The 21,401-nt window shown below is 35.1% G+C and carries 18 protein-coding genes, 5 pseudogenes and 2 other annotated features; of the genes and pseudogenes, 12 read left to right on the top strand and 11 right to left on the bottom strand.

Annotation, left to right across the window (positions count from 1 at the left end):
- Positions 1 to 457: 457 nt before the first annotated feature.
- Positions 458 to 1,009, bottom strand: a complete 552-nt coding sequence (locus tag ACEWFJ_RS20485) for a dihydrofolate reductase family protein (RefSeq protein ID WP_473689745.1) — start codon at positions 1,007 to 1,009, stop codon at positions 458 to 460.
- 291 nt (positions 1,010 to 1,300) lie between these two features.
- Between ACEWFJ_RS20485 and ACEWFJ_RS20480 the strand changes: the two genes are divergently transcribed.
- The gene (locus ACEWFJ_RS20480; protein ID WP_473689744.1) at positions 1,301 to 1,735 is read left to right on the top strand and encodes an SMI1/KNR4 family protein; all 435 of its coding nucleotides are present in this window, start codon (positions 1,301 to 1,303) and stop codon (positions 1,733 to 1,735) included.
- A 182-nt stretch (positions 1,736 to 1,917) separates the two neighbouring features.
- On the opposite strand, the gene ACEWFJ_RS20475 is transcribed toward ACEWFJ_RS20480, so the two are convergent.
- The gene (locus ACEWFJ_RS20475; protein WP_473689743.1) at positions 1,918 to 2,055 is read right to left on the bottom strand and encodes a hypothetical protein; all 138 of its coding nucleotides are present in this window, start codon (positions 2,053 to 2,055) and stop codon (positions 1,918 to 1,920) included.
- 106 nt (positions 2,056 to 2,161) lie between these two features.
- Positions 2,162 to 3,518 (bottom strand): annotated as a pseudogene (locus ACEWFJ_RS20470) (amino acid permease).
- 55 nt (positions 3,519 to 3,573) lie between these two features.
- Positions 3,574 to 3,830 (bottom strand) — a binding site (T-box leader).
- Positions 3,831 to 4,077: 247 nt separating this feature from the next.
- Positions 4,078 to 4,342, top strand: a binding site (T-box leader).
- An 86-nt stretch (positions 4,343 to 4,428) separates the two neighbouring features.
- On the opposite strand from ACEWFJ_RS20470, the gene trpB reads away from it, so the two are divergent.
- Positions 4,429 to 5,625, top strand: a complete 1,197-nt coding sequence (gene trpB / locus ACEWFJ_RS20465; RefSeq protein WP_473689742.1) for a tryptophan synthase subunit beta — start codon at positions 4,429 to 4,431, stop codon at positions 5,623 to 5,625.
- Positions 5,626 to 5,923: 298 nt separating this feature from the next.
- On the opposite strand, the gene brnQ2 is transcribed toward trpB, so the two are convergent.
- Entirely contained in the window at positions 5,924 to 7,240 is a 1,317-nt protein-coding gene (gene brnQ2, locus ACEWFJ_RS20460) for a branched-chain amino acid transport system II carrier protein BrnQ2 (RefSeq protein WP_473689741.1), read from the bottom strand.
- Between the two features lie 721 nt (positions 7,241 to 7,961).
- Between brnQ2 and blaOXA the strand changes: the two genes are divergently transcribed.
- Positions 7,962 to 8,777 carry a class D beta-lactamase gene (gene blaOXA / locus ACEWFJ_RS20455; protein ID WP_473689740.1) on the top strand — a complete coding sequence of 272 codons (816 nt, stop codon included), beginning with the start codon at positions 7,962 to 7,964 and terminating at the stop codon, positions 8,775 to 8,777.
- Positions 8,778 to 8,875: 98 nt separating this feature from the next.
- Positions 8,876 to 9,031 (top strand): annotated as a pseudogene (locus ACEWFJ_RS20450) (DUF3892 domain-containing protein); the annotation flags it as partial.
- 358 nt (positions 9,032 to 9,389) lie between these two features.
- Here ACEWFJ_RS20450 and cotJC read toward each other — a convergent pair.
- The 3 genes and pseudogenes from cotJC to ACEWFJ_RS20435 all read right to left on the bottom strand — a co-directional run bounded on the left by cotJC (position 9,390) and on the right by ACEWFJ_RS20435 (position 10,458).
- A pseudogene (cotJC, locus tag ACEWFJ_RS20445) lies at positions 9,390 to 9,958 on the bottom strand (spore coat protein CotJC).
- Positions 9,959 to 9,971: 13 nt separating this feature from the next.
- Complete coding sequence (locus ACEWFJ_RS20440) at positions 9,972 to 10,223, bottom strand: spore coat protein CotJB (RefSeq protein ID WP_098308290.1); 252 nt, start codon at positions 10,221 to 10,223, stop codon at positions 9,972 to 9,974.
- A 20-nt stretch (positions 10,224 to 10,243) separates the two neighbouring features.
- A pseudogene (locus tag ACEWFJ_RS20435) lies at positions 10,244 to 10,458 on the bottom strand (spore coat associated protein CotJA).
- 107 nt (positions 10,459 to 10,565) lie between these two features.
- Here ACEWFJ_RS20435 and ACEWFJ_RS20430 point away from each other — a divergent pair.
- From ACEWFJ_RS20430 to ACEWFJ_RS20410, 5 genes are all read left to right on the top strand, one after another.
- Positions 10,566 to 10,913: a VOC family protein gene (locus ACEWFJ_RS20430; RefSeq protein ID WP_473689739.1), complete on the top strand. Its 348-nt coding sequence runs from the start codon at positions 10,566 to 10,568 to the stop codon at positions 10,911 to 10,913.
- A 154-nt stretch (positions 10,914 to 11,067) separates the two neighbouring features.
- Complete coding sequence (locus ACEWFJ_RS20425) at positions 11,068 to 11,847, top strand: DUF2935 domain-containing protein (protein WP_473692618.1); 780 nt, start codon at positions 11,068 to 11,070, stop codon at positions 11,845 to 11,847.
- Positions 11,848 to 12,188: 341 nt separating this feature from the next.
- On the top strand, positions 12,189 to 12,467 hold the full coding sequence (locus tag ACEWFJ_RS20420) for a YkvA family protein (RefSeq protein WP_253628684.1): 279 nt from the start codon (positions 12,189 to 12,191) through the stop codon (positions 12,465 to 12,467).
- 11 nt (positions 12,468 to 12,478) lie between these two features.
- A complete protein-coding gene (locus ACEWFJ_RS20415; protein WP_473689738.1) occupies positions 12,479 to 13,111 on the top strand; it encodes a DedA family protein in 633 nt (210 codons plus the stop codon).
- Between the two features lie 55 nt (positions 13,112 to 13,166).
- Complete coding sequence (locus ACEWFJ_RS20410; RefSeq protein ID WP_473689737.1) at positions 13,167 to 13,370, top strand: hypothetical protein; 204 nt, start codon at positions 13,167 to 13,169, stop codon at positions 13,368 to 13,370.
- Positions 13,371 to 13,424: 54 nt separating this feature from the next.
- Here the strand turns inward: ACEWFJ_RS20410 and ACEWFJ_RS20405 are convergent.
- Positions 13,425 to 14,819 (bottom strand): annotated as a pseudogene (locus ACEWFJ_RS20405) (amino acid permease); the annotation flags it as partial.
- 320 nt (positions 14,820 to 15,139) lie between these two features.
- Between ACEWFJ_RS20405 and ACEWFJ_RS20400 the strand changes: the two are divergent.
- Positions 15,140 to 16,267 carry a cation:proton antiporter gene (locus ACEWFJ_RS20400; RefSeq protein ID WP_473689736.1) on the top strand — a complete coding sequence of 376 codons (1,128 nt, stop codon included), beginning with the start codon at positions 15,140 to 15,142 and terminating at the stop codon, positions 16,265 to 16,267.
- A gap of 144 nt (positions 16,268 to 16,411) precedes the next feature.
- On the opposite strand, the gene ACEWFJ_RS20395 is transcribed toward ACEWFJ_RS20400, so the two are convergent.
- Positions 16,412 to 17,257: a hypothetical protein gene (locus tag ACEWFJ_RS20395; RefSeq protein WP_473689735.1), complete on the bottom strand. Its 846-nt coding sequence runs from the start codon at positions 17,255 to 17,257 to the stop codon at positions 16,412 to 16,414.
- Positions 17,258 to 17,473: 216 nt separating this feature from the next.
- Here ACEWFJ_RS20395 and ACEWFJ_RS20390 point away from each other — a divergent pair, with 216 nt between their 5' ends.
- Positions 17,474 to 17,836 (top strand): MerR family transcriptional regulator, encoded by a 363-nt coding sequence (locus ACEWFJ_RS20390; RefSeq protein ID WP_473689734.1) that lies wholly within the window; start codon positions 17,474 to 17,476, stop codon positions 17,834 to 17,836.
- Between the two features lie 112 nt (positions 17,837 to 17,948).
- Here ACEWFJ_RS20390 and ACEWFJ_RS20385 read toward each other — a convergent pair whose 3' ends face one another.
- Positions 17,949 to 18,878 carry a DMT family transporter gene (locus ACEWFJ_RS20385; protein ID WP_473689733.1) on the bottom strand — a complete coding sequence of 310 codons (930 nt, stop codon included), beginning with the start codon at positions 18,876 to 18,878 and terminating at the stop codon, positions 17,949 to 17,951.
- A 267-nt stretch (positions 18,879 to 19,145) separates the two neighbouring features.
- Here ACEWFJ_RS20385 and ACEWFJ_RS20380 point away from each other — a divergent pair, with 267 nt between their 5' ends.
- On the top strand, positions 19,146 to 19,643 hold the full coding sequence (locus ACEWFJ_RS20380; protein ID WP_473689732.1) for an Lrp/AsnC family transcriptional regulator: 498 nt from the start codon (positions 19,146 to 19,148) through the stop codon (positions 19,641 to 19,643).
- Positions 19,644 to 19,649: 6 nt separating this feature from the next.
- Here ACEWFJ_RS20380 and ACEWFJ_RS20375 read toward each other — a convergent pair whose 3' ends face one another.
- A complete protein-coding gene (locus ACEWFJ_RS20375) occupies positions 19,650 to 21,386 on the bottom strand; it encodes an ABC transporter substrate-binding protein (protein WP_473689731.1) in 1,737 nt (578 codons plus the stop codon).
- Between the last annotated feature and the right edge of the window lie 15 nt (positions 21,387 to 21,401).

Here is a 21,401-nt window from a genome sequence, read left to right as displayed (position 1 = left end):
TAAACTGCCAGTTAGCTTAAGTACACTTCTTCACAATCTTCTCAATGATTTTAACATAAATATCCAATTATATTATAAAGAGTTATTCAATTAAATGGCCCGATTGTTGAATAGAATGACCCGCATTTTTTAAACAACTTTATTATTTTTTAAACGACTTTATTGTAAATTAAACAACTTTTTTGTCACTTAACATTTAGGATATGAGTGTAAAAAGACAATAAAGTTATTTAATTTTAAAACCTAAAACAAGCATAACCCCGTTCTAAATTTAGGACGGGGTTAAAATATAGTTGTTTAATTTTCGATATAAGATACTTCACTGTACTTAAAAATATAACAATAAAGTCGTTTAAAAATCTAAGTTTTATTCAAAAAATAGCGCCCTTTTATTGAACAATTGGTTGAAATTCTATTGTTGAAAATTAATTAAAGACAGGGGTTCTCTAGGATAATCCTAAGTATAAATAATATTGTAAGTCGGTTTGACAACTCCACTAGGGTACTGTTTCATGTCCACTAACTTTAACTTAAGACGCGGCTTTACGCTTCCGAATAGAGAAATACCTTCACCGACTATAATTGGATTAACCTTCAGCACCAATTGATCAATGAGTTTATGTTTAATCAACGACCCAGCTAATTCTCCGCCTCCACATAGCCATATTTTACCCTTCCCTTGCTGTTTCAGATTCTTAATAAATCCTATAGCATCACCTTTGATAAGTTCGACCTCTTCGTTTGACTCAAACTGCATGGAGTTTGAAAATATGTAATGTTTTATGCCCTTATAGCCAGGTTCACCTGGTTTAGCACCGAATTGAAATCCAAACTCATATGTTTTTCCACCCATCAATACGGCATCGTATTGATGAATATCTGATAAAAAGTCTGGGACATGATCCCCATCAAATAAAAAGCTAGAATTATTAATATTTCCATCTATCATACCTTGATCTGCAATAAAGTTATCTAGTGAAACTGCAACATGATAAATCAATTCAGCCATTCAGTTATCCCTCCAGTAAAATGAATTACCTAATTAATTCCATAAAACTGATTTCATTTCCTTTTCTTATTAATCAACCTGTCCTGGTTAACTCAATAAGCTTTATTCCATTAAATGGCCCGATTGTGGAATAACATGACTGGCGTTTTTTAAACAACTTTATTATCTCTGTACAATGAGGAGAACGTTGTTCTCCTTGTTTCTTTCACTAACGGAGCAGTTTAAAATAAAAAGACAATCAGGTAAAATGAACATGCGAACAGAAAAAGGGGTTAAGAAAGGATACGGACTATGTGGAAGACTTTTATCAGTAATGTTTCAACAGATTTTCAATTTAAAGTTCCTGCAACTAAAGATGAAATATCCCAAATCAAAGAAAAACTTAATGTTGAATTACCTAATGATTTATCCAGTCTATTAAATGAAACCAATGGAGTGTCCGATGAATACGACTGTCTTTTCATTTGGTCAATTGAACAAATTCTTAAAGAGAATCTGAATTTACGAAGTTTTGACGATTTTAAAGATTTGTATATGCCTTTTGATTGTCTGTTGTTTTTTGCAGATGGAGGAAATGGTGACTTATTTGGGTATGCAATATTAAATGGAGTCATACAAAAAGATGATGTATATGTTTGGAATCATGAAAACGATAGCAGAACGTGGGTTGCCCCATCATTAAAAACATTTATTGAATGGTGGAATAATGGTACTATTACTGTTTAATTGCACTTTCTAATTAAGTTAACGGGTGCTTTTATTTAATATCAGATAAAAGGAGAATACATATTGTATATGACTAATATGTGTTCTCCTTTATTTTTAAAGCTTTTTATAATTTAGGTCTTGATAAATTTTACCAGCTGCTTTTACATGTTTTCTCTCTATTCGTTTCTGTTTTCGTGAATTTATATGAAAGGATCATACGTACCTGCACAAGAACAACCACCTCTGGATTCGATGCTATAGTAGTCATTTGAAATTTGAACAAATTGTTGATAACCAATATGATCAAAACGGAACGTATGTTCTGTTTTCGGGTGCATGAGTCGCCTTCTAAACTTCTTTTTTCTCAGTTTCTATTAGCTTGGCTAAAATTCTAATTTGAACATGAAATAGAATTTTGCTCCTTTACGGGGAACATCCACTCCATTAAGCAGCTTGTTTCATGGTGAAACGAGAAGAAGCTTTGAAATAAATCAAGGTAATCAATAAATAAATACCAAATGTAATAATTGTCACCATTATAGAAGTAGTAGCAACTACACTTACTAATATGGAAATTAAAATCAAAAGAGATACGAATGTTGTATAAGGAAAATAGCGAGTCGAATAGGTATTTTGCTTCCATTGTTGCACGCGAATTTTCAAATACGCTAGCGTAATAATAATCCAAATGCATAATACTGTATACGCAAGAGACCCCATTAAATAGTTAAACGTTTTGCTTCCGGCAAATAAAGAGATAAGCACTCCTACATATAAAGAAGATGTACAAGCTAGGATTGCATAAATAGGGACTTTTTTGGAGACAACTTTGTAAATATTTTTGGAAGTTGTCCATCTTGTGCTTGTGTATATACGATACGTGAAGACGCGTATAATCCAGCATTCATGGAAGAGATAATGGCTAATAGGATAATTGCATTCATAATGTGATCTGCATATGGAATTCCTATAGCTTTAAATACCGTTACAAACGGACTCTCTGGAACCCCATTTACTTGATTCCATGGAATCAAACTGACTATGATAAAAAAAGGTAAAACGTAAAAAGAAATAATTCGAATTAATGTTCCTCTTACAGCTTTTGGTATAGCTTTTTCTGGATTTTTCGTTTCTGCTAAAGTGACACCTATCATTTCGGCACCACCATATGAATATATTACTACTAGCATAGCTGAAATTAATCCATGCATACCGTTTGGAAGAAATCCACCGTGTGATGATAGATTAGAAAATCCTATTGCAGTATGAGTTTGAAATGGAACTAATAGAACAATAAAACCAAATATGATAAATAATACAATGACAGTAATCTTTAATAATGCAAGCCAATATTCTGTTTCTGCGAACAGTTTTACTGAAAATAAATTTACTATAGTAACAGCGATAGAAACGATTAAAGCTAAAACCCAAATTTTTATATTTGGAAACCAATATTGAAGGAATGTAGCTGCTACTAATGACTCTGCAGCTATGTTTAGCACCCACATTTTCCAATAAATCCAATCTAAAAATATCCTGCATATTTACCTAGAACGGGTTGAATTAAATCTCGAAATGTTCTAGCTTGTCGATTTTCTAATGCCATGTGAGCGATGCCCTTCATGACAAACATTAAGATCATTCCTCCAAATAAATAGGCAATAATTACCGATGGTCCTGCCATATCGATAGCTGTACTACTTCCTTTAAACAGTCCAGCTCCTATAGTCCCGCCTAGGGCCATCATCATAATATGGCGTGATGTTATCGTGCGTCTTAAACTTTCTTGTTTATTTGTCATATGATTTTCCCTTCCTTTCTATGTTGTAAATATATAAAAAGGCCCATCATCTCTTAGAAGAGACGATGGGCCTAAAACCTACCGCGGTACCACTCTTATTGACTTCCTCACATACAGGGAAATCCAGCTTTTTGCACATTATTCATGCTAAATTTTATAACGTAAATCAACCGTAAAAGCCTAACATATCCTACTTTGTTCAGCTTCTCCACTCCTAGGCGAGTTCGAAGTTTCATGTGACTGTGTTCCACCACCCCACAGCTCTCTGCACATCATGAGAATTCTTCTACTACTCCTAATCATTGTGTTTATTCTATCTGTCTTATAAGATGTTTTGTTAATATTATGGATTAATATATAGAAAGAAAATTCAGTTGTCAAGAATTTTATAAATTTTCATAACTAATATTCATGAGGTGAATTATGAAAAAAATTATCTTACCAGCTGTATTCGAATTGCGAGAACTATTGTTATTTTAAAATAATGTAGATTCTTGTCATTCTGTTTTAGTTGACAATGCATTACAAGCTATATATAATCAAAATCAAATCTAAATAGTAAAAATCGATGAGTAAGAGGAGTACCTATAATTGAAGCGTTGCAGAGAGCTGGGATTGGTGTGAACCAGTACGACAGATCATAGGGAATGGACTTACGAGAGGTACGTTGAAACATTTGGAGTATGCGACCCGGGTTCCGCCGTTACAAGGATGAGGATATCGAATGTAACATTCCGTATCCAATAAAAGTGGATTCTTTTATTCTAGTAGGATAGAAGATCAATAGAGGTGGCACCACGGTATCGTAATATATCGCCCTCTACATACCAATAGGTATGTAGAGGGCTTTTTTATTTCTCCAAAATGTTTAATTTCTCATCGTTTTTACTTTGAAAGGAAGGATAAAAAGATGGAATTATTACAAGCAAAAGAAGGTTTCTTTGGAGAATATGGAGGAAGTTTTGTACCAGAATCATTACAGCAAGCATTAAAGCATTTAGAAGAGGCATTTGATATGTACAAAGATGACCCAGAATTTATAACGGAATTTCAATATTATTTAAAAGAATATGTAGGTCGTCCAAATCCGTTATATTATGCGAAGCGTTTAAGTGAGCAGCTAGATGGTGCCAAAATTTATTTAAAGCGTGAAGATTTAAATCATACAGGTGCACATAAAATTAATAACGTAATTGGCCAAATATTATTGGCAAAACGTATGGGAGCGAAGAGAGTTATTGCTGAAACAGGAGCAGGACAACATGGAGTTGCAACAGCAACAGCATGCGCGATGTTTGGAATAGATTGTACGGTTTATATGGGTGGTTTAGATACAGAGCGCCAAGCATTAAATGTATTTCGCATGGAATTACTGGGCGCTAAAGTGGTTGCTGTACAAGAAGGAGGACGTACGTTAAAAGAAGCTGTAGATGCTGCTTTAGTAGATTATGCGACTCATTATGAAAATACATTTTATTTATTAGGTTCTGCATTAGGTCCACATCCGTATCCAACAATTGTTCGTCATTTTCAATCTGTAATTGGATACGAGGCGAAACAACAGCATCTTGAAAAAGAAAATCGTCTTCCGGATTATATCGTTGCTTGTGTAGGCGGAGGTAGTAATGCCATCGGTTTATTTGCACCATTTTATAATGATACAGAAGTGAAAATGATTGGTGTTGAACCAGGAGGAAAAGGAATTGAAACAGGCTTGCATGCTGCACCATTAACAGCAGGAGAACCAGGAATTATTCACGGTTTTAAATGTTATATGATGAAAGATGAGAATGGTGACATTGCTGAGGCGCATTCAATTGCAGCTGGTTTAGACTACCAAGGAGTTGGTCCTGAACATAGCTATTATAAAGATACAGGCCGTGCACAATATGTATCTATTACAGATGATGAGGCATTAGCAGCATTTCATACGTTATCAAAAGTAGAGGGCATCATTCCTGCACTTGAAAGTTCACATGCAGTAGCGTATGCGATGAAGCTTGCGCCTACTTTATCTAAAGAGAAAACGATTATTGTAAACTTATCTGGTCGTGGTGATAAAGACGTTCAACAAGTTTTTGAATTAGGGAATAAAAATGAAAAATAAAAAGAAAGTATCTCGTTCTGGTACAACGAAATACTTTCGTAAAATAACAAAGCACATATAGTATAAAAGATTTTAAGGTAAAGTGAAACTTCCATCAGTGGGGGGCCTTATCCCCACTGATGGTTAGTTGAACCAATCGGGCTTTTACGGGCAGTTATCCCCTAACTATTTTCTTTGCTTTTCTCTGAATCGCTTACTGCCCGTTAATGCGGGATAAAGTGAAACTTCCATCAGTGGGCCGCAAATAGTGGGATAAAAAAATAAGCATCCGTGAGGGAGGAAATCCCTCAACGGATGCTTATTCATTTGTTGAGACTTGCGCTGTTGTTTGTGGTACAAAATAGCCGATAATACCACCGATAATCGCTGGAACAATCCAGCCGACACCAAATTTATAAAATGGAATTGTGCTTGCAATAGATGTAATGGCAGCAGGCATCATTCCGATGTTATCAAGTGCATGAATGCAACTTATAATAAAAGCTGCAATCATTGCTCCAATATAAACACTAGGCTTTCTTTTTGTATACTTATCAATAAAGGATACGAAAATTAAGATAATGGTAATTGGATAAAGAATAATTAATACCGGCAATGTAATTTTAATTAATAAGCTTAATCCTAAGTTAGAAACAACAAAGCTAAATACACAAACCCACAATACAAGTTTTTTGTATGATACATTTGTTAAAATGTTTGAAAAATAGTTAGCAAATGCACTAACAACACCAATTGCTGTTGTTAAGCAAGCGAAAATAATTGCTAAGCTTAATAATATGTTACCGCTTGTCCCGAATAAATGGTACATAACAGCTGCTAATAATTGCCCGCCGTTTTCGAATTGGCCGAGTTGTGCGTTTGATGCTCCGATATAACCTAATAAGAAATAAACGATCGTTAAGAACAAAGCTGCAATACTTCCGCATATAATCGTATATTTAGTAATTGCTTTTTTATCATTTACCCCATTTTGACGAATCGCATTCACTACAATGGTAGATAATACAAGGGCTCCAATCGCATCTAATGTTAAAAATCCTTCTAAGAAACCTTTAAAAAATGGCATTTCTTTATAGTCACCAATAGGAGTAGCAAAAGAACTAGTTGGTGAAAGAATCGCTTTTGTTGCCATTACAGCAATAATAATAAGTAAAATAGGTGTCAAAATTTTTCCAATGTGATCCACTAACTTGGAAGGATTTAATGATAAGAAGTAGACAATCGTAAAGAAAATCCATGTGAAGAGTAACATTGAATACCAGTGACTTTGAAAAATTGGTGCAATTCCGATTTCGTATGAAACAGAGCCTGTACGCGGGATAACGAAAAGCGGACCGATAGAAAGGTAAATAATGATGGCAAAAATCGTTGCGAACTTTGGATGAACACGGCTTGCAAGTTTTCCAAAGCTACCGCCAGCTAATGCAACAGCAACGATTGCTAATAGTGATAACCCAACGTCGGTAATTATAAATCCTGAAATAGAAATCCACATATCCTTTCCAGACGAAAGACCGAGCAGGGGCGGAAAAATCATATTACCAGCACCAAAGAAAATCGCAAATAGCAATAAGCTAATGGAGAGAATTTGGGATGGCTTTAAGGTTGTACGCATTTCTATAAAAATCCTCCTAGATAATTTTTGTCGAAAATTCAAACAATTTGTCGATTAGTTGTTTTTAATTTTAATGGTCTGATAACTAGAAAGCAACAGAAAATTTTTTAAAATAATAATCATTCATTTTAAAGCTAAATAATCATTCTGGTAGTGTGGATAAACAAGAAGTGTAAATATTAGACTTTAAACATTGTTATAGTTCTTTGGAAAAGAGGTTTAATTCATCTGAAATTGAAAGATTCATTAAAAAACATCATCCTTTCCTATGATTCTACAGAAAGAATATAGGAGAACAATTGAAAGTGGCTTACGCAGAAGTATATAAAAAGCTTTAGTATGATTTGACAACGGTGTTTTTTCTGTTTGTTTAGTAGAACAAGAAGTATTTTTTATTCAACAAACGGGCCATTTACTTGAATAAGAGGTTACATAAAACCCCGCTTTTTTATACAACCATCAAATGTACTTGAGCGTGCGCAAACGCTTATTTATCAATTGTGCTAAGTTGAACTCTCTTGGCATCCAAGGATTTATTGATGGAGAACTTCTGTTATGATGAATTATGTTAACTTCACACTAAGTAAATACATGCTAAAATCAGGGGGGATATGAATTTTTTGATTTTATCATTTTAGCTATCACTCACTTATTTGTTATTGAATTTTCTGATTTTTAACAATAGAATATACCTGTCAAATAATTTAATGAGGTGTCTGAAATGAGAAAATTGATTTACCTGTCTGTTTTTTTACTGTTTACAGGGATAATAGGTTTTACAGCTCAAGCTCAAACACCAAGTAAAGAAGTTACTTCTAAAGAAAAACTTAACGTTAAAAAATTAGATGTCGCTGAATTTTTCTCTGGTCATAATGGAACGTTTATATTACGTGATGTTAAAACGGGAGAAACCTTTGTCTACAATCAGGAAAGAGCTAACATAAGACAAACCCCGGAATCTACATTTAAGGTCCCTAATGCTTTAATTGGATTACAAGTCAAAGCTGTTCGAGATGAGTATGATGTAAAACGATGGGATGGCGTAAAACGTGAATTCGATACATGGAACCGTGATCATACCCTTGGATCGGCTATGCGTGAATCAGCTATTTGGTATTACCAGGCAATGGCTAGGGATATTGGAGAGCAACGCATGAATGATTGGATACAAAAAATCTCGTATGGGAACGAGGATATTAGTGGAGGAATTGACCATTTTTGGTTAAGCAGCTCTTTAAAAATTAGTCCTCTTGAACAAGTTGATTTTATCGAGAAGTTGTATAAAGAAGAGCTTCCGTTTGATAGACCTGTAATCAAAACTGTTAAACGAATGATGATCCAAGAAGAAGGGGATCACTACACACTTTACGGAAAAACGGGGACAAGATTGTCTGATTTAGGATTAGGCTGGTTTGTCGGATTTATAAAAATAGACAATCGTTCTTATGTTTTTGTAACAAACATTGATAGTACGGGTACAAAAGCTAAAAACATCACATTGGATATCTTAAAGAAGTACCGCTTAATTACAGAATAAAAAGGATATCATGTACTGAATTTTCAATACATGATATCTATATAAAGTAAGCAGAAAAAGAAATATGCTTTTTATGTTGTTCTGCAATCGGGCGCGTTAGTGGAAGAGAATTAGATTATATTACTGCTCTTGATGAAGCAAAATCAGGGAATTTAGCTCATGTGGACGTATTTCATAAGTATGGCAGGGATATTATACGTAGTGAACCTGATGGTATTAAAGAAAATAACTTAGATAACTTACCTTCTTTTTAAACGGGTAAACCTCAAGAAGAGAATGTTAATTTGGATATTCTCTTCTTTACTTTACTAATTTACTGTGATCTTCGTAAACTTGCTGTAAGAAAACCATCAGTTATTCAATTATAGGGCGCATTAATGGAATAAAAGGAGAGCACATATTATATATGACTAATATGTGCTCTCCTTTATCTCGCATTAGCGGGCAGTAAGACCCTCACCTCAAGATTGAGAGAGAAGCGAAGAAGATAGGTGGGGGATAACTGTCCGTAAAAGCCCGATTGGTTCAAGTAACCATCAGTGGGGGGCTTTATCTCCGTTAATGCGGAATAAAGAATGCACATACTATAATTAGTATGTGCATAGTTACATTTTAAAAATAAATTTGTCGATCTCGTTCTTCTTTTAAAATTTCGACTGCTTCTCGAAAGCGTAGGGAGTGAACAATCTCACGTTCTCGTAGAAAACGTAATCCATCATTTATATCAGGATCGTCAGACATATTAATAAGCCATTGATAGGTTGCCCTCGCTTTTTCTTCCGCAGCTATATCTTCGTATAAATCTGCAATCGGATCTCCTTTTGCTTGTATGTATGTTGCTGTAAAAGGGGCGCCTGCGGCATTGTGATAGAAAATAGCGCTATCATGGTCAGCGTAGTGAGCATCAAGTCCGGCCTCTTTCATTTGCTCAGGTGTGGCATCCTTGGTCAATTTATACACCATTGTCGCAATCATTTCGAGGTGTGCAAATTCTTCTGTTCCAATATCTGTTAATAAACCAACAACTTTGTCTGGAATGGTGTAGCGTTGATTTAAGTAGCGTAATGCGGCAGCTAATTCGCCATCGGCACCGCCGTATTGTTCAATTAAAAATTTTGCAAGTTTTGGATTACAAGTACTTACTTTCACAGGGTATTGTAATTTTTTTCGTATATCCACATACTTTTCCCACCTTTACATTTGCCAAGGCCAAGGCCCTTTATTCCATTCCCAAGGTGCTTTTGAATAACTATTTCCATATTGTTGAAGAGGACCATATTTTTCTTCAATTTGTTGTTTTTGCAATCTACGTTTATAGGAAAAATCATTAAATTGATTAATTGATGCAACATCATCAGGATGGGTATCTAAATACAAAGTGAGCTCTACTAATACAAAATCGAGTTCCTGCAGTTCTTCCATCCATTTATAAAATTCATCTGGCATTTGTTGAGCCACGATTTTTCTCACCGTCCTTTTTTATATGGATTTTCATAATAGTCATATAAAGCAGGCCACAAAGTCCCTTTTTTAAGGCTTCATTTGGCGGGAATTGCGGTAAATTTGGTGGTTGGAATCCCATATATAAATGCGGCGGAGTAAAGTAGTATTTTTTTCCTATTGGTGGACATGGGTCATTAGGACCGTGAAATGGTACATACGATTTCACAGATTTATCCAATATGCACACCTCCTATATGAAACACTGATATTATGTATTGTATTCGAACATAATTACTATTTATGACTCATATACAACAACTAATAGGTGAGAAAGGGGGCTGGATTGTGGACAAGGTTGTACATTCTGTTTTATTAGAGGTAAGAGATTTGAAGAAAACATTATATTTTTATGAGGGGATATTAGGTTTTGAACCTAGTAGACAGCGTCCTCAATTAGACTTGCCAGGGGTATGGTATGATGTTGGATCTGTGCGAATTTGTTGTATTGTAAATAAAAGAAAACAAGCGGTGAATGAGGAAGGAATTTTTCCAAAAATAGAAGTGAATATGCAATTGCGTGAGGTGGAAAATCTGCTTAAAAAGTTAGATTACTACCATGTAACGTATACAGAAATGGAAGATTATGTAGAGGGAAAAAAGTGCTCTCTGTTTATGACCCGGACCAACATATGATTCAGCTGGAAGCACAATTTGAAAGTGAAAATTCATTTTAACATCTTCTAGGGGAACTTTTTTCTAAGCCGAGTAAAGAGAATATTCCATATACATATGAAAAAGTTTTGTGAATATATAATAAGGAATGCTTGTTGCGAGGGGAGAGACAATGGTGGATCGAGCTTATGAAGAAAGTGCCTTATTTGAGCATAAATTTTGGTTAAAGGTTTTGGGAGATCACGCGAGCTTTCTGGAAAATGCTTTAGCTCCAAAGGAAAAGGAAGAAATTCAAAAGGCAATGTATTTTGAGCAAAAATTTGATGAGTTGTTAACGAAACTTCAGACTGCCAATCTAATTTCATTTGCAAAAGAGGCGAATGAGGTTGCAAATGAAATTAGAAATTTTAAATTGCATATTATTCGTAAACAATTGGAAGGGAGAATCGTCATTCATTTTACCCCTACATTTCTTAATCATATGGTTAATGAAGTAGAAGAATACATAACAGTACTTAAATATTTAATGGAAGGTAAAGCGCCTCCTATTTTTCACGAATTGCACTATCATCTTGTATGGTTAACAGATGCAGCCGGTCACGCAGGAGCCATTTCTAGAGAACTAGATCTTGTTGAGAAGCGTTTAAAAGAAAAAAGTAAAGAATATGAAAAGCATTTTGAGCAATTTTATTTAAAAGCGGTTGAAATGACTGGTTATTTACGAGCAGAATTAGTAACTTTTCCTGCTTTAAAGAGGTTCACAAAAGATGTTTCGCTAGAACTTACTTTATTTTCGCATTTTCTTCATGAATTAGAAGAATTAGAGTTATCGGAACAAGTGCTAAGTTCGTTTTCGGCGAGGGTAGCAGATCATATGGCAAGGGAAGAGTGTTATTACCTATTAAAACTTGCACAATCTTCAGGTTTGGAAATTCCTAATTGTACTCCTTTTTAGAAGTATGAAAATTTGATTTATCCTGCATTAATGGTTAGTAAGTCTACCTTTACTAATCGAAGTTTTAGGTTAATCAACTAATACAGTGATAGAAAGTATTGACATTTTCTATTAAACCTTTTAAGATGACCATATAAAATTACGTATATAAAGGGGAGTAACTTCAATAATAAAGTCGTCATTACAGGGAGAAACCCTCGGCTTTATTAGCAACAATATGTTGTTAGTGAGACCTTTACCAGACGTGGTAAGGGCCCCTTATTGTCTTTTTAGGACCTTTACCATTTTGGTAAAGGTCCTTTTTGTATGCCGTAATAGGAGACCGAGAGAGGAGAAGGAATATGAGAAAGTTGTGGAAAAGAATACGTCTAATCTTCCAAGTTCGTAAATTTATTCCGTTTTTATGTGAATTCTTTACATCGAAGGATGTGGAATTTAAGAAAAAGGTACTTTCTATCTTATTCTTATGTGGATATGTTATGTTTCCATTCGATATCATTCCAGACTTTTTATTGTTTTTTGGTGTGCTAGATGATGTAGCGGTGATTCTGTTTATTTTACAGCGCATTGTCAAGATGGCACCGGTTCATTTGCAGGATAAATATGGATTAGTAGAGTAGGAGAAAGATAGATGGAACAGCTTATTTTAGATTTTATTAATTACTTAAAGCAATTCTCATATTTTGGAGTTATTTTTGCTTTAACGTTTGAATTTGTTCCTGCTGAGATTGTATTACCACTCGTTGGATATTGGGTATATGAAGGTGATATGAATTTTTGGATTGCGGTTTTAGCGGGAACGATTGGAGGAACAACAGGACCATTAACATTGTATGCCATAGGATATTATGGAGGCCGTCCGCTATTACTCAAATATGGGAAGTATTTTTTCATTAAAGAAGAACAAATTCAAAAAGCGGATGATTTCTTTGCAAAATATGGCCCTGTGGTAGCATTTACAGGACGATTTATTCCAGGTGTACGTACGCTTATTTCGGTTCCATGCGGGATGGCGAAAATGAATATTTGGCAGTTTACAATCTACACATTTGTTGCGATGGTACCGGTAACCACTCTTTATATTTATGCTGGAATGAAGCTTGGCCCGCATTGGCATAAGGCTGGTGCTATGGTGGATCAGTATATGTTGCCTATATTAGGAGTTGTTTTTGTTTTTATTATTGGAATGATTATTTCCAAAATGGTTAAGAAAAAAGTAGAACAGAATATTAATATGGGGACTCTATACATGACCGTTCTTTAAAGAAGAAGAGAGTATGTTAAAATAGAATAGATATTGTTTATAAGGAGCGGATTAGATGTCGAAAAAAACGATAAAAAGAATTCTTGAATATATATGGATTATTGTTGTGCTCCTAGTCGGATATAAATATTTGCAAGAGAAAAGCCTGTGGGTTCTTTTTTTAATCACTTTTATATTAGCGGGACTTGGAACATTGTTTATTAACTTTCTCTTTGATAGCATAGAAGCTTGGAAAAAGAAGAAGGAAGAGCAAAAGTGATAATTTGAAACTGTAAGAAAGCTCGCTGTCTCTAGCGAGCTTTCTTTTTAAGCTTCTTTTTTCATCATGTGTTTTGGAAATAAGTAGATTACTATTTCGTTTTGAATAGAAAAAGTATACGCATAAACCAATTGTTAACCATATACCAAAGCCAATCCATGTTTCTTTTGAAAGGTTAAACATTAAGTATAGACAACAGCAAATTGCAACGATTGGTAAAATAGGAACGAATGGAACACGGAATGCTCTCGGTAAGCTTGGATGTGTTTTTCGTAAAATAAGTACCGCAATGCAAACGAACGTGAATGCTGTTAATGTGCCGATGCTTACAAGATTTGCAAGTATATGTAGATCTAATAAACCAGCAAGTGTAGCAGCAGCGATCCCCATAATCCATGTGTTTACTAAAGGGATTTTGAATTTTTCATTTACGCGAGATAACGCTTTTGGCAATAATCCATCGCGGCTCATCGCATATGAGACACGTACTTGTCCATACATAACGACGAGAATAACAGTTGTCATTCCGGTCATTGCTCCTACTGCTAGTAAACTAGCGGTCGTGTCTTCACCGACAAACCTTAAGGCATAAGCAACTGGATCTGGCACGTCTAATTGTGTATAAGGAACCATACCTGTTAATACAACGGAAACAATGATATACAATGCGGTACAAATAAGAAGAGAACCGATAATTCCAATTGGTAAGTCGCGCTGCGGTTTCTTTGTTTCTTCGGCAGCAGTTGCGATAGCGTCAAAGCCCAAGAAGGCAAAGAATACAGTTGCAGCTCCTGCAATAATCCCGTCATAACCAAATGGCAGAAATGGTGTCCAGTTTGCTGGTTTTACATATTTTGCGCCAGCAACAATAAAAGCGATGATAACAGCCAATTTGATTAATACCATAATGTTATTTATGCGGGCACTTTCACGTATCCCTCTACTTAATAATGCTGTAATAAAAAGTATAATGAGGACAGCTGGTAAATCAATGATGCCTCCTTTTCCTATCCCAGGGGCAGAGGCGATTATAGCCGGGAGTTTTATTCCAAATCCGAGCAGTAGAGATTGTAAGTAACCAGACCAGCCGACGGAAACGGCAGCAACTGCGAGCAAATATTCAAGCATTAAACACCAGCCGATGATGAAAGCAACAATTTCCCCAACCGTCATATAAGCATATGTATAAACACTTCCTGAAATTGGGATAGAAGATGAAAACTCAGCATAGCAAAAAGCGACGCATGCACATGTAAAGGCAGCGAGTAGAAAGGATAGCATAATACCAGGACCAGCGTGCTTTGCAGCAACAATACCGGTTAAAACGAAAATACCTGTTCCGATAACAGCTCCAATTCCTAAAAAGGTTAAATCAAGGGCACTTAATGTTCGATTGAGTTGACGTGGTGCTTCAGTCGTAAGGGGTTTCTTTCGTAAAAGTGTTTTCAAATTTGAATCTCCTCTCCATAAAGTTCAACTAACCATCAGTGGGGGTCTTACTCCCGTTAGTGCGGGATAAATAGATACAACCGCTAAGTTTGAACGTAGCCCCTTAGAGAAATAAATAGAGAGTAGAAATAAGTATTATGTATAAATAAAATGGAGAATGGTGCAGTTGTACGTTATTTTTAGGATAAATATGTAATTTCATTAGTAAATTTATCATAATTCAGAATATTTCGTCAACGGAAAGTATAACAAATAAAACGACATATTTAAGTAAACACTATTGTAAGAAATTAATGCCTTTTTATGTAGGAGCAGATATTATGTTATTTTATTTTGAACTTGTTATCATTTTACTTTGTACAAAGATTGCTGGTGATATTAGTGTTCGGCTTGGACAGCCAGCTGTATTAGGAAAATTAATTATTGGAATTGTTATTGGCCCCGCTATGTTTGGCATTATTAATAGTTCTGAGCTTATTGATGAATTAAGTGCAATTGGTGTATTGCTTCTTATGTTTATGGCAGGGCTTGAAACAGATTTAGAGGAATTAAACCGCAATCTTACATCGTCTTTGGCGGTAGCAATAGGGGGAATTATCTTTCCATTTATTGGAGGATATGTTGCGGGCCTTTTATTTGGAATGTCGCAGGCACATGCGATTTTTTTAGGACTACTTCTTTGCGCTACGTCTGTTAGTATTTCCGTTCAAACATTGCGAGATCTTGGGAAAATGAATACGAGGGAAAGTACAACGATTTTAGGAGCAGCTGTATTTGATGACGTTATTGTTGTTATATTATTGGCATTCGTGATGAGTTTTCTCGGTTCACAAGATGTGAGTATAACGCTTGTAATCGCTAAGAAAGTCATCTTTTTTGTTACTATTTTTTTAATTAGCTGGAAAGGTGTCCCTTTCATTATGAAAATATTGTCACCGCTTCGTGTTTCAGAGTCGTTAATTAGTGCAGCGCTCATTATTTGTTTTTCATTTGCTTATTACAGTGAAGTCATGGGGATTGCTGGAATTATTGGGGCATTCGCTGCCGGCATCGCAATTTCACAAACTTCGTATAAGCATGAAGTAGAACGTAAAATTGAGCCAATTGCGTATGCAATTTTCGTCCCGGTCTTTTTTGTTAGTATTGGAATGGAAATTACCTTTCAAGGATTAGGAAACCAAATATGGTTCATTGTCATTATGACCATTATTGCTATATTAACAAAATTAGTCGGCTCAGGACTTGGAGCAAGATTAACGGGATTTGATTTACGATCCTCTATTAGCATTGGAGCGGGAATGGTATCAAGGGGAGAAGTGGCGCTTATTATCGCTTCAAATGGATTGACTGCGAATCTGTTAGCAAAAGAGAATTTTACCGCGATTGTGATTGTTGTCATTTTGACGACGATTATTACGCCGCCTTTGTTGAAGAAGTATTTTGTTTGAGAGTGTAATAGGGGTAATGACAGCACCCTGTCATTACCCCTATTAAGAATCACCAACTTCTTAACGTACAATTTTCTTTTTTGTTCGTATTGAGCCTATAGCCTTTTTCTTTGATCTACCATAAAAAAAAGGCTATAGTTTAAATTATTCTACTGTTTGAAATGGTTTTGTTTGAATTACTTTCATCATTTTCATACGAGCAAATCGCTCATCTAAATTATTTTCAAGTACCCATTCATGATGTGTTTCTGCAACCATCGGCTTATTCTCAACAGAAATACCTTCCCATTCAAAATCTACGGAAACGCGTATCGTATTATCCGTATTTTCTGTAACTGAGAAATTTTTCGGATAGTGTCCGCTTTGTTTTACTTGATTCGAAACGGTTTTCAACCATTCGTTAAATCCTTTTAATGTATCGATTTTAGAACCTGTACTTAAATTCAACTCAAATTGTTCTGCTAATAGTTCTTTGAATTTGTCACTGTCCACAGATACTGTTTCCATTAAATATAACCAGTAATGCATAAATGATTTTGCTCTATTTGTTGCATAGGCAGATTTAAATTGTGGATTTTCTACATTACCTGTTGGTTCTAAATGTATCTTTGTAAAAAGAGGTAAGTCGTTATCTCGAAGTTTCAGAATTGTTGAATAATGAATCTTATAGCTGTATCTACTATTATCTGGACGTATATTTTGATAAAGAATATCCGCTTCTAATGAAAGCTCCTCATTGTTCAACTGTTTGATTGATGTGTTTTCAACATGATGTGCATTTTGCCATCCTTCATACATTTTTAATCTATCTTCTATACCCACTTTACCTTTTGTCGTTCCAGCTTGAGATGAAATTTCAATTTCATCCTCTAAAATGTCTAACTGGTTCTCTATACGAGCTTTGTTAAAAGGAACTTCATATACTTGATACCAACGATAGTATTGTGTTAAAGCTAAATGATTATTTTTAATGGTTTGAAATTTATCCATGATTTTAAATCTCCTTCACTATCCAAATCGTATTTTTATTCCATATCGTTCCTTGATAAAGATATCCATCCTTTCACATTCGCAATATTTCCCCAAAGCATGTTAAAAACAATTTTTAAATTATCTTCATTTACTTTTATTGTGAAAGAACTATGAGCTGATTATACTGATTAGAGTGAACTCTAAGTCAAGAGGAAATTAATGTGGAGGTTTCTTATGCACACTATTGGTGAAGTGGCTAAAATGTTAGGGATAAGCACACATACATTGCGGTATTATGAAAAGGAAAAAATTATAATTCCCGTTCGTGATACCAGTGGAGACAGACGATATAACGACTCACATATTAAATGGCTGCAATTTGTTATCAAGTTAAAAGAAACACAAATGCCCATCGCGAAAATAAAGAAGTATGCTTCATTAGCTTTAGAAGGAGATCCTACCACAACAGAGCGATTAAACCTTTTAGAAGAACATAAGCACTCTATTAAGGAACAAATCAGAACGTTAAAAGCTGCGGATGAGATGCTTGAACATAAAATTGCCGCTTACAAAGATTTCATCAGTAAACGAGATTAGATGCGGGTTATATAAGAGGAAATAAATTACTTGTATTGCGTTCTATATAATTATCAATCCCGTTGCTTCATTCTAAAGGGAAGCGGCGGGATTGATTTGTCAAACTCGATATTTAGTTACTTCGTGCCAGGGGAGTGTTTGTATGTTGCGTCGTTGTATATTCTTGTTTAGAAATTGCATGAGATTTAAAGTGAGAGAATAAATAACACCCTGCAATAACAATCATACTTCCGACAACTTGAATCCACGTCATTTGTTCACCTAATAATAGAAACGCTAAAATAGCAGTGAAAATAGGATTGAAATTTAAGAAAATACCTGAAGTAGTCGCACCTAATTTTTGGACACCGATATTCCAGAAAACCATACATAAAACAGTTGAGATAACGCCTGTATACATAATGGATCCTAAGAATGAAGCGTTCAGATTTGAAATGGTAAAATGAGAGATGTTAAAGGGAACTAGTATGATAATACCAAAGATACCAGAATATAAAGTGGACATCATTGGTGTCGTCTTTTTCGTTGCCCATCTACTGCAAACCGAATATATTCCCCATACACATACCGCGGCCATCATCCATAAATCACCTATATTAAAATGTAAGGAAAATAAGGTATCTATTTTTCCTTTTGAAAGAACAAGCGTAACGCCAAAAAATGAGACAATCATAGATGCAATTTGAAATATATTAATTTTTTCTTTTAAAAATAGAGCTGAACAAACAGCGATAGAAATCGTATTTAATGTAGAAATAAGACCAACATTTGTTGCTGATGTATGTTCTAATGCCCAAAACTGAAAAATGTTAAAGAAAACAACGCCAGTCACCCCCATAAGAAATAAAGGGAGAAGTGCATCTTTCGGCGGGAAAATTTTCTTTTCTTTCCACCATACAATTGGGAAAAGACAAATGACTGCAATAATCCACCGAAGAGTAGTCAGTGTCATAGGAGAAGCGTGCCCGACGAGAGATTTTCCCACTACGAAATTTCCGCCCCACAATAAGCTAGTGATGAGTAATAAAATGACATAAGGCATATGAATTAGCTCCTTTTACAAGAAAGTAGGGCTTGCGCATTGCCCATTTGATGAAAGACAGCCACTGTGCACGGTGGTTAATCTATATACTTTAAACTATGTAAATTGTAGCATTTTTCTTGTTTGGCATGTATGTTGTTTTGTATAATTAATAAAATTCGAAATAATATAAAGTTATTATGTTATTTTGCGGAATTTTGTTCATTTTAAGTACAGTTGAAATATGTTTTGGTGAATAATCGTTTGTTAGGAAAAGGGAGATTAGAAATGGAACATGTAGTTCGCAAAGGGTTAGATGATCTAGATATACAAATTTTAGATGTGTTGCAACAAGAAGGGCAGCTTAGTAATGCAGAGGTTGCACGCCGCGTTAATCTTTCGCCGCCAGCTACGCATGCACGGGTGAAACGATTAGAAAGTGAAGGCTTTATTAATCAGCAAGTAGCAATTTTAAATCAGGAGAAACTTGGATTTGGTTTATTATGCTTTATTTTTGTGAGTACAAATATTCATCAAGCGGAGAAGCTAGAAGTGTTAGAGAAGGCTATGCATGAAATGCCGGAAGTATTGGAATGTCATTGTTTAACGGGGGAGTATGATTATATTTTAAAAGTTGTGCACCGAGATCGAAACGAGCTGGAACGTTTTATTCGTAAGTTGAATATGCTCGGTATCACGAGAATTCAAACAAGTTTAGCACTGCGGGAAATTAAGTATTCTACTGTATTGCCTCTGCAGAGCGAAAAAGATGGCGGAGCTGTTTAGCTCCGCCTATTGTGTATGGGGACGAATCCACAATTTTGCAAAGTCTGTCCATCCGAAAGAATCAATGGTGACATTTTGTAGTGCAGATGGGAAACTTCTTCTTTTTAAGACATGGTAGTAAAAGACAAGGAGGTACTGGTCGCTAAGAAGTTTTTCGATTTTAGATATTAAGTCATATCGTTTTTCTTTATTTGGCTCTGCTACAAATAGATCAAGCAGTTCATCAATTTGTTTTTGAAGATGTGGGTGTCTAAAGCGATGAACAAAGCAGCTTTTATTTTTAAAGATATGTAAGAAGGCCATTTCAAGATTGGCGTCGAGAACTTCTCCTGTCAAAATAATATCAGCCTGCTTTACAATATATTCGTTAAAGTAATCAGTGATTGGAAATGGGTGAAGCTGTAAGTGTATTCCTAATGCTTCGCAGCGTTTTTGTAACCAAATTGCATCTTCCTCGCTATCTTTAAATGCAAAGAAGTAGATGTGTACGCTTTCTCCGTTATACGTACTTTGTTGTAAATATTCTTTCGCTTTATGCAAAGAGGTTTCTTTATACATTGTTCGGCTTTTATCGGGAAAGAAGCTATAAGCTGGCATTGTACGTTTGCCGCCAAGGTCTTGAATTAACGACGTTGGATCAAGTATTTCTGCCCATGCTTTTCGGAAAAAGATATCATGCTGCGGGCCGTTTTTTTGAAAGTTAAATGCTGAATATATACAGCCAATTTCTTCTGTTTCCACTGCCTTTTCTTCTTTACACCCCATGTTCGGTAATTCGTAATTTGTTCGTATTTTTGACCGCTCTGGAATAAACCAAAATTCAATCTGATCAAGGAGGGCCCGCTCTTTAAAATAATCTGGAAATGCTTCTAAAATAATATTGTCTTCGGTAAGACTTTTTATTTTAAAGGGACCTGTGCCAATATACTGGTGATTTTGGATTATTACATCATGCGGTAAAATGGATAATTGCACAGAGCTTACGTAATGTAGAAAAAAGTGATTTGGTTTTCGTAAATGAAAGATAACTTGCAAGGGAGATGGATTTTCTATTTTCACAATTTCCTCTGTTAACCAGTCAAAAGGAGATCGAACGGCTTGCAATCTTTCAAAGGAGAAGATTACATCTTTTCCTGATAATGTTTTTCCGTGATGAAAGCGAACACCTTTACGTAGGTAGAATGTCCACGTAAGTTGATCATCGCTTACTTCCCAAGTATGTGCCAAGTGCGGCTCGATTTCGTCTGTTTTTTCGTTATACCTCACTAATGTATCAACGATTTGGCTAATAAGATGACTTTCTGTTGTCACAGCAGCAAAAGCTGGATCAATGGGGAGTAATTTTCGGTTATATGGAATTTTTAGCACATCATACAGATCATCTGAAGTTGTATATCCAAAATAAGTATTTAATCGTTCTTCTATTTTTTCTTTAAGTAAGAAAGGCAGCGGTTCTTTAAGTAAAAGAAATACTTCTGTTAATTTCTCATTTCTTAAAAGTTCTTCAACATGCGGTAAAATCGCTTCTACAAATGTATGAAGAAAGTGAATTTCCGTTTTATTTCCACGCCCTCTTCCTGGTATCCATTCAATCAGTTTTTCTTCACTCATTTTTTTTAGTAAAATCTTCACATTTTTTGTACTGCAAAATAGAACGGCAGCCAATTCTTGGAGACTATTTTGAATATGTTGTTCATTTGGAAAGGAAAGTCTTAGTCGAATATAGTGGTCCATAATTTTCATATTATATAACTCCTT

This window comes from Bacillus sp. EA-CB0995 (assembly GCF_055814245.1).
The sequence above is the reverse complement of the archived record's forward strand: the minus strand, read 5'-3'. Positions and strand labels throughout refer to the sequence as shown.

Bases quoted from the DNA above. Each gene is read 5' to 3' on its own strand.
- ACEWFJ_RS20415 (WP_473689738.1), top strand. From the start codon at position 12,479: ATGGAACAGCTTATTTTAGATTTTATTAATTACTTAAAGCAATTCTCA.
- ACEWFJ_RS20410 (WP_473689737.1), top strand. From the start codon at position 13,167: ATGTCGAAAAAAACGATAAAAAGAATTCTTGAATATATATGGATTATT.
- trpB (WP_473689742.1), top strand. From the start codon at position 4,429: ATGGAATTATTACAAGCAAAAGAAGGTTTCTTTGGAGAATATGGAGGA.
- ACEWFJ_RS20475 (WP_473689743.1), bottom strand. From the start codon at position 2,055: ATGCACCCGAAAACAGAACATACGTTCCGTTTTGATCATATTGGTTAT.
- ACEWFJ_RS20440 (WP_098308290.1), bottom strand. From the start codon at position 10,223: ATGCCAGATGAATTTTATAAATGGATGGAAGAACTGCAGGAACTCGAT.
- ACEWFJ_RS20420 (WP_253628684.1), top strand. From the start codon at position 12,189: ATGAGAAAGTTGTGGAAAAGAATACGTCTAATCTTCCAAGTTCGTAAA.
- ACEWFJ_RS20400 (WP_473689736.1), top strand. From the start codon at position 15,140: ATGTTATTTTATTTTGAACTTGTTATCATTTTACTTTGTACAAAGATT.
- ACEWFJ_RS20480 (WP_473689744.1), top strand. From the start codon at position 1,301: ATGTGGAAGACTTTTATCAGTAATGTTTCAACAGATTTTCAATTTAAA.
- ACEWFJ_RS20375 (WP_473689731.1), bottom strand. From the start codon at position 21,386: ATGAAAATTATGGACCACTATATTCGACTAAGACTTTCCTTTCCAAAT.
- blaOXA (WP_473689740.1), top strand. From the start codon at position 7,962: ATGAGAAAATTGATTTACCTGTCTGTTTTTTTACTGTTTACAGGGATA.
- ACEWFJ_RS20395 (WP_473689735.1), bottom strand. From the start codon at position 17,257: ATGGATAAATTTCAAACCATTAAAAATAATCATTTAGCTTTAACACAA.
- ACEWFJ_RS20390 (WP_473689734.1), top strand. From the start codon at position 17,474: ATGCACACTATTGGTGAAGTGGCTAAAATGTTAGGGATAAGCACACAT.
- ACEWFJ_RS20380 (WP_473689732.1), top strand. From the start codon at position 19,146: ATGGAACATGTAGTTCGCAAAGGGTTAGATGATCTAGATATACAAATT.
- brnQ2 (WP_473689741.1), bottom strand. From the start codon at position 7,240: ATGCGTACAACCTTAAAGCCATCCCAAATTCTCTCCATTAGCTTATTG.
- ACEWFJ_RS20485 (WP_473689745.1), bottom strand. From the start codon at position 1,009: ATGGCTGAATTGATTTATCATGTTGCAGTTTCACTAGATAACTTTATT.
- ACEWFJ_RS20385 (WP_473689733.1), bottom strand. From the start codon at position 18,878: ATGCCTTATGTCATTTTATTACTCATCACTAGCTTATTGTGGGGCGGA.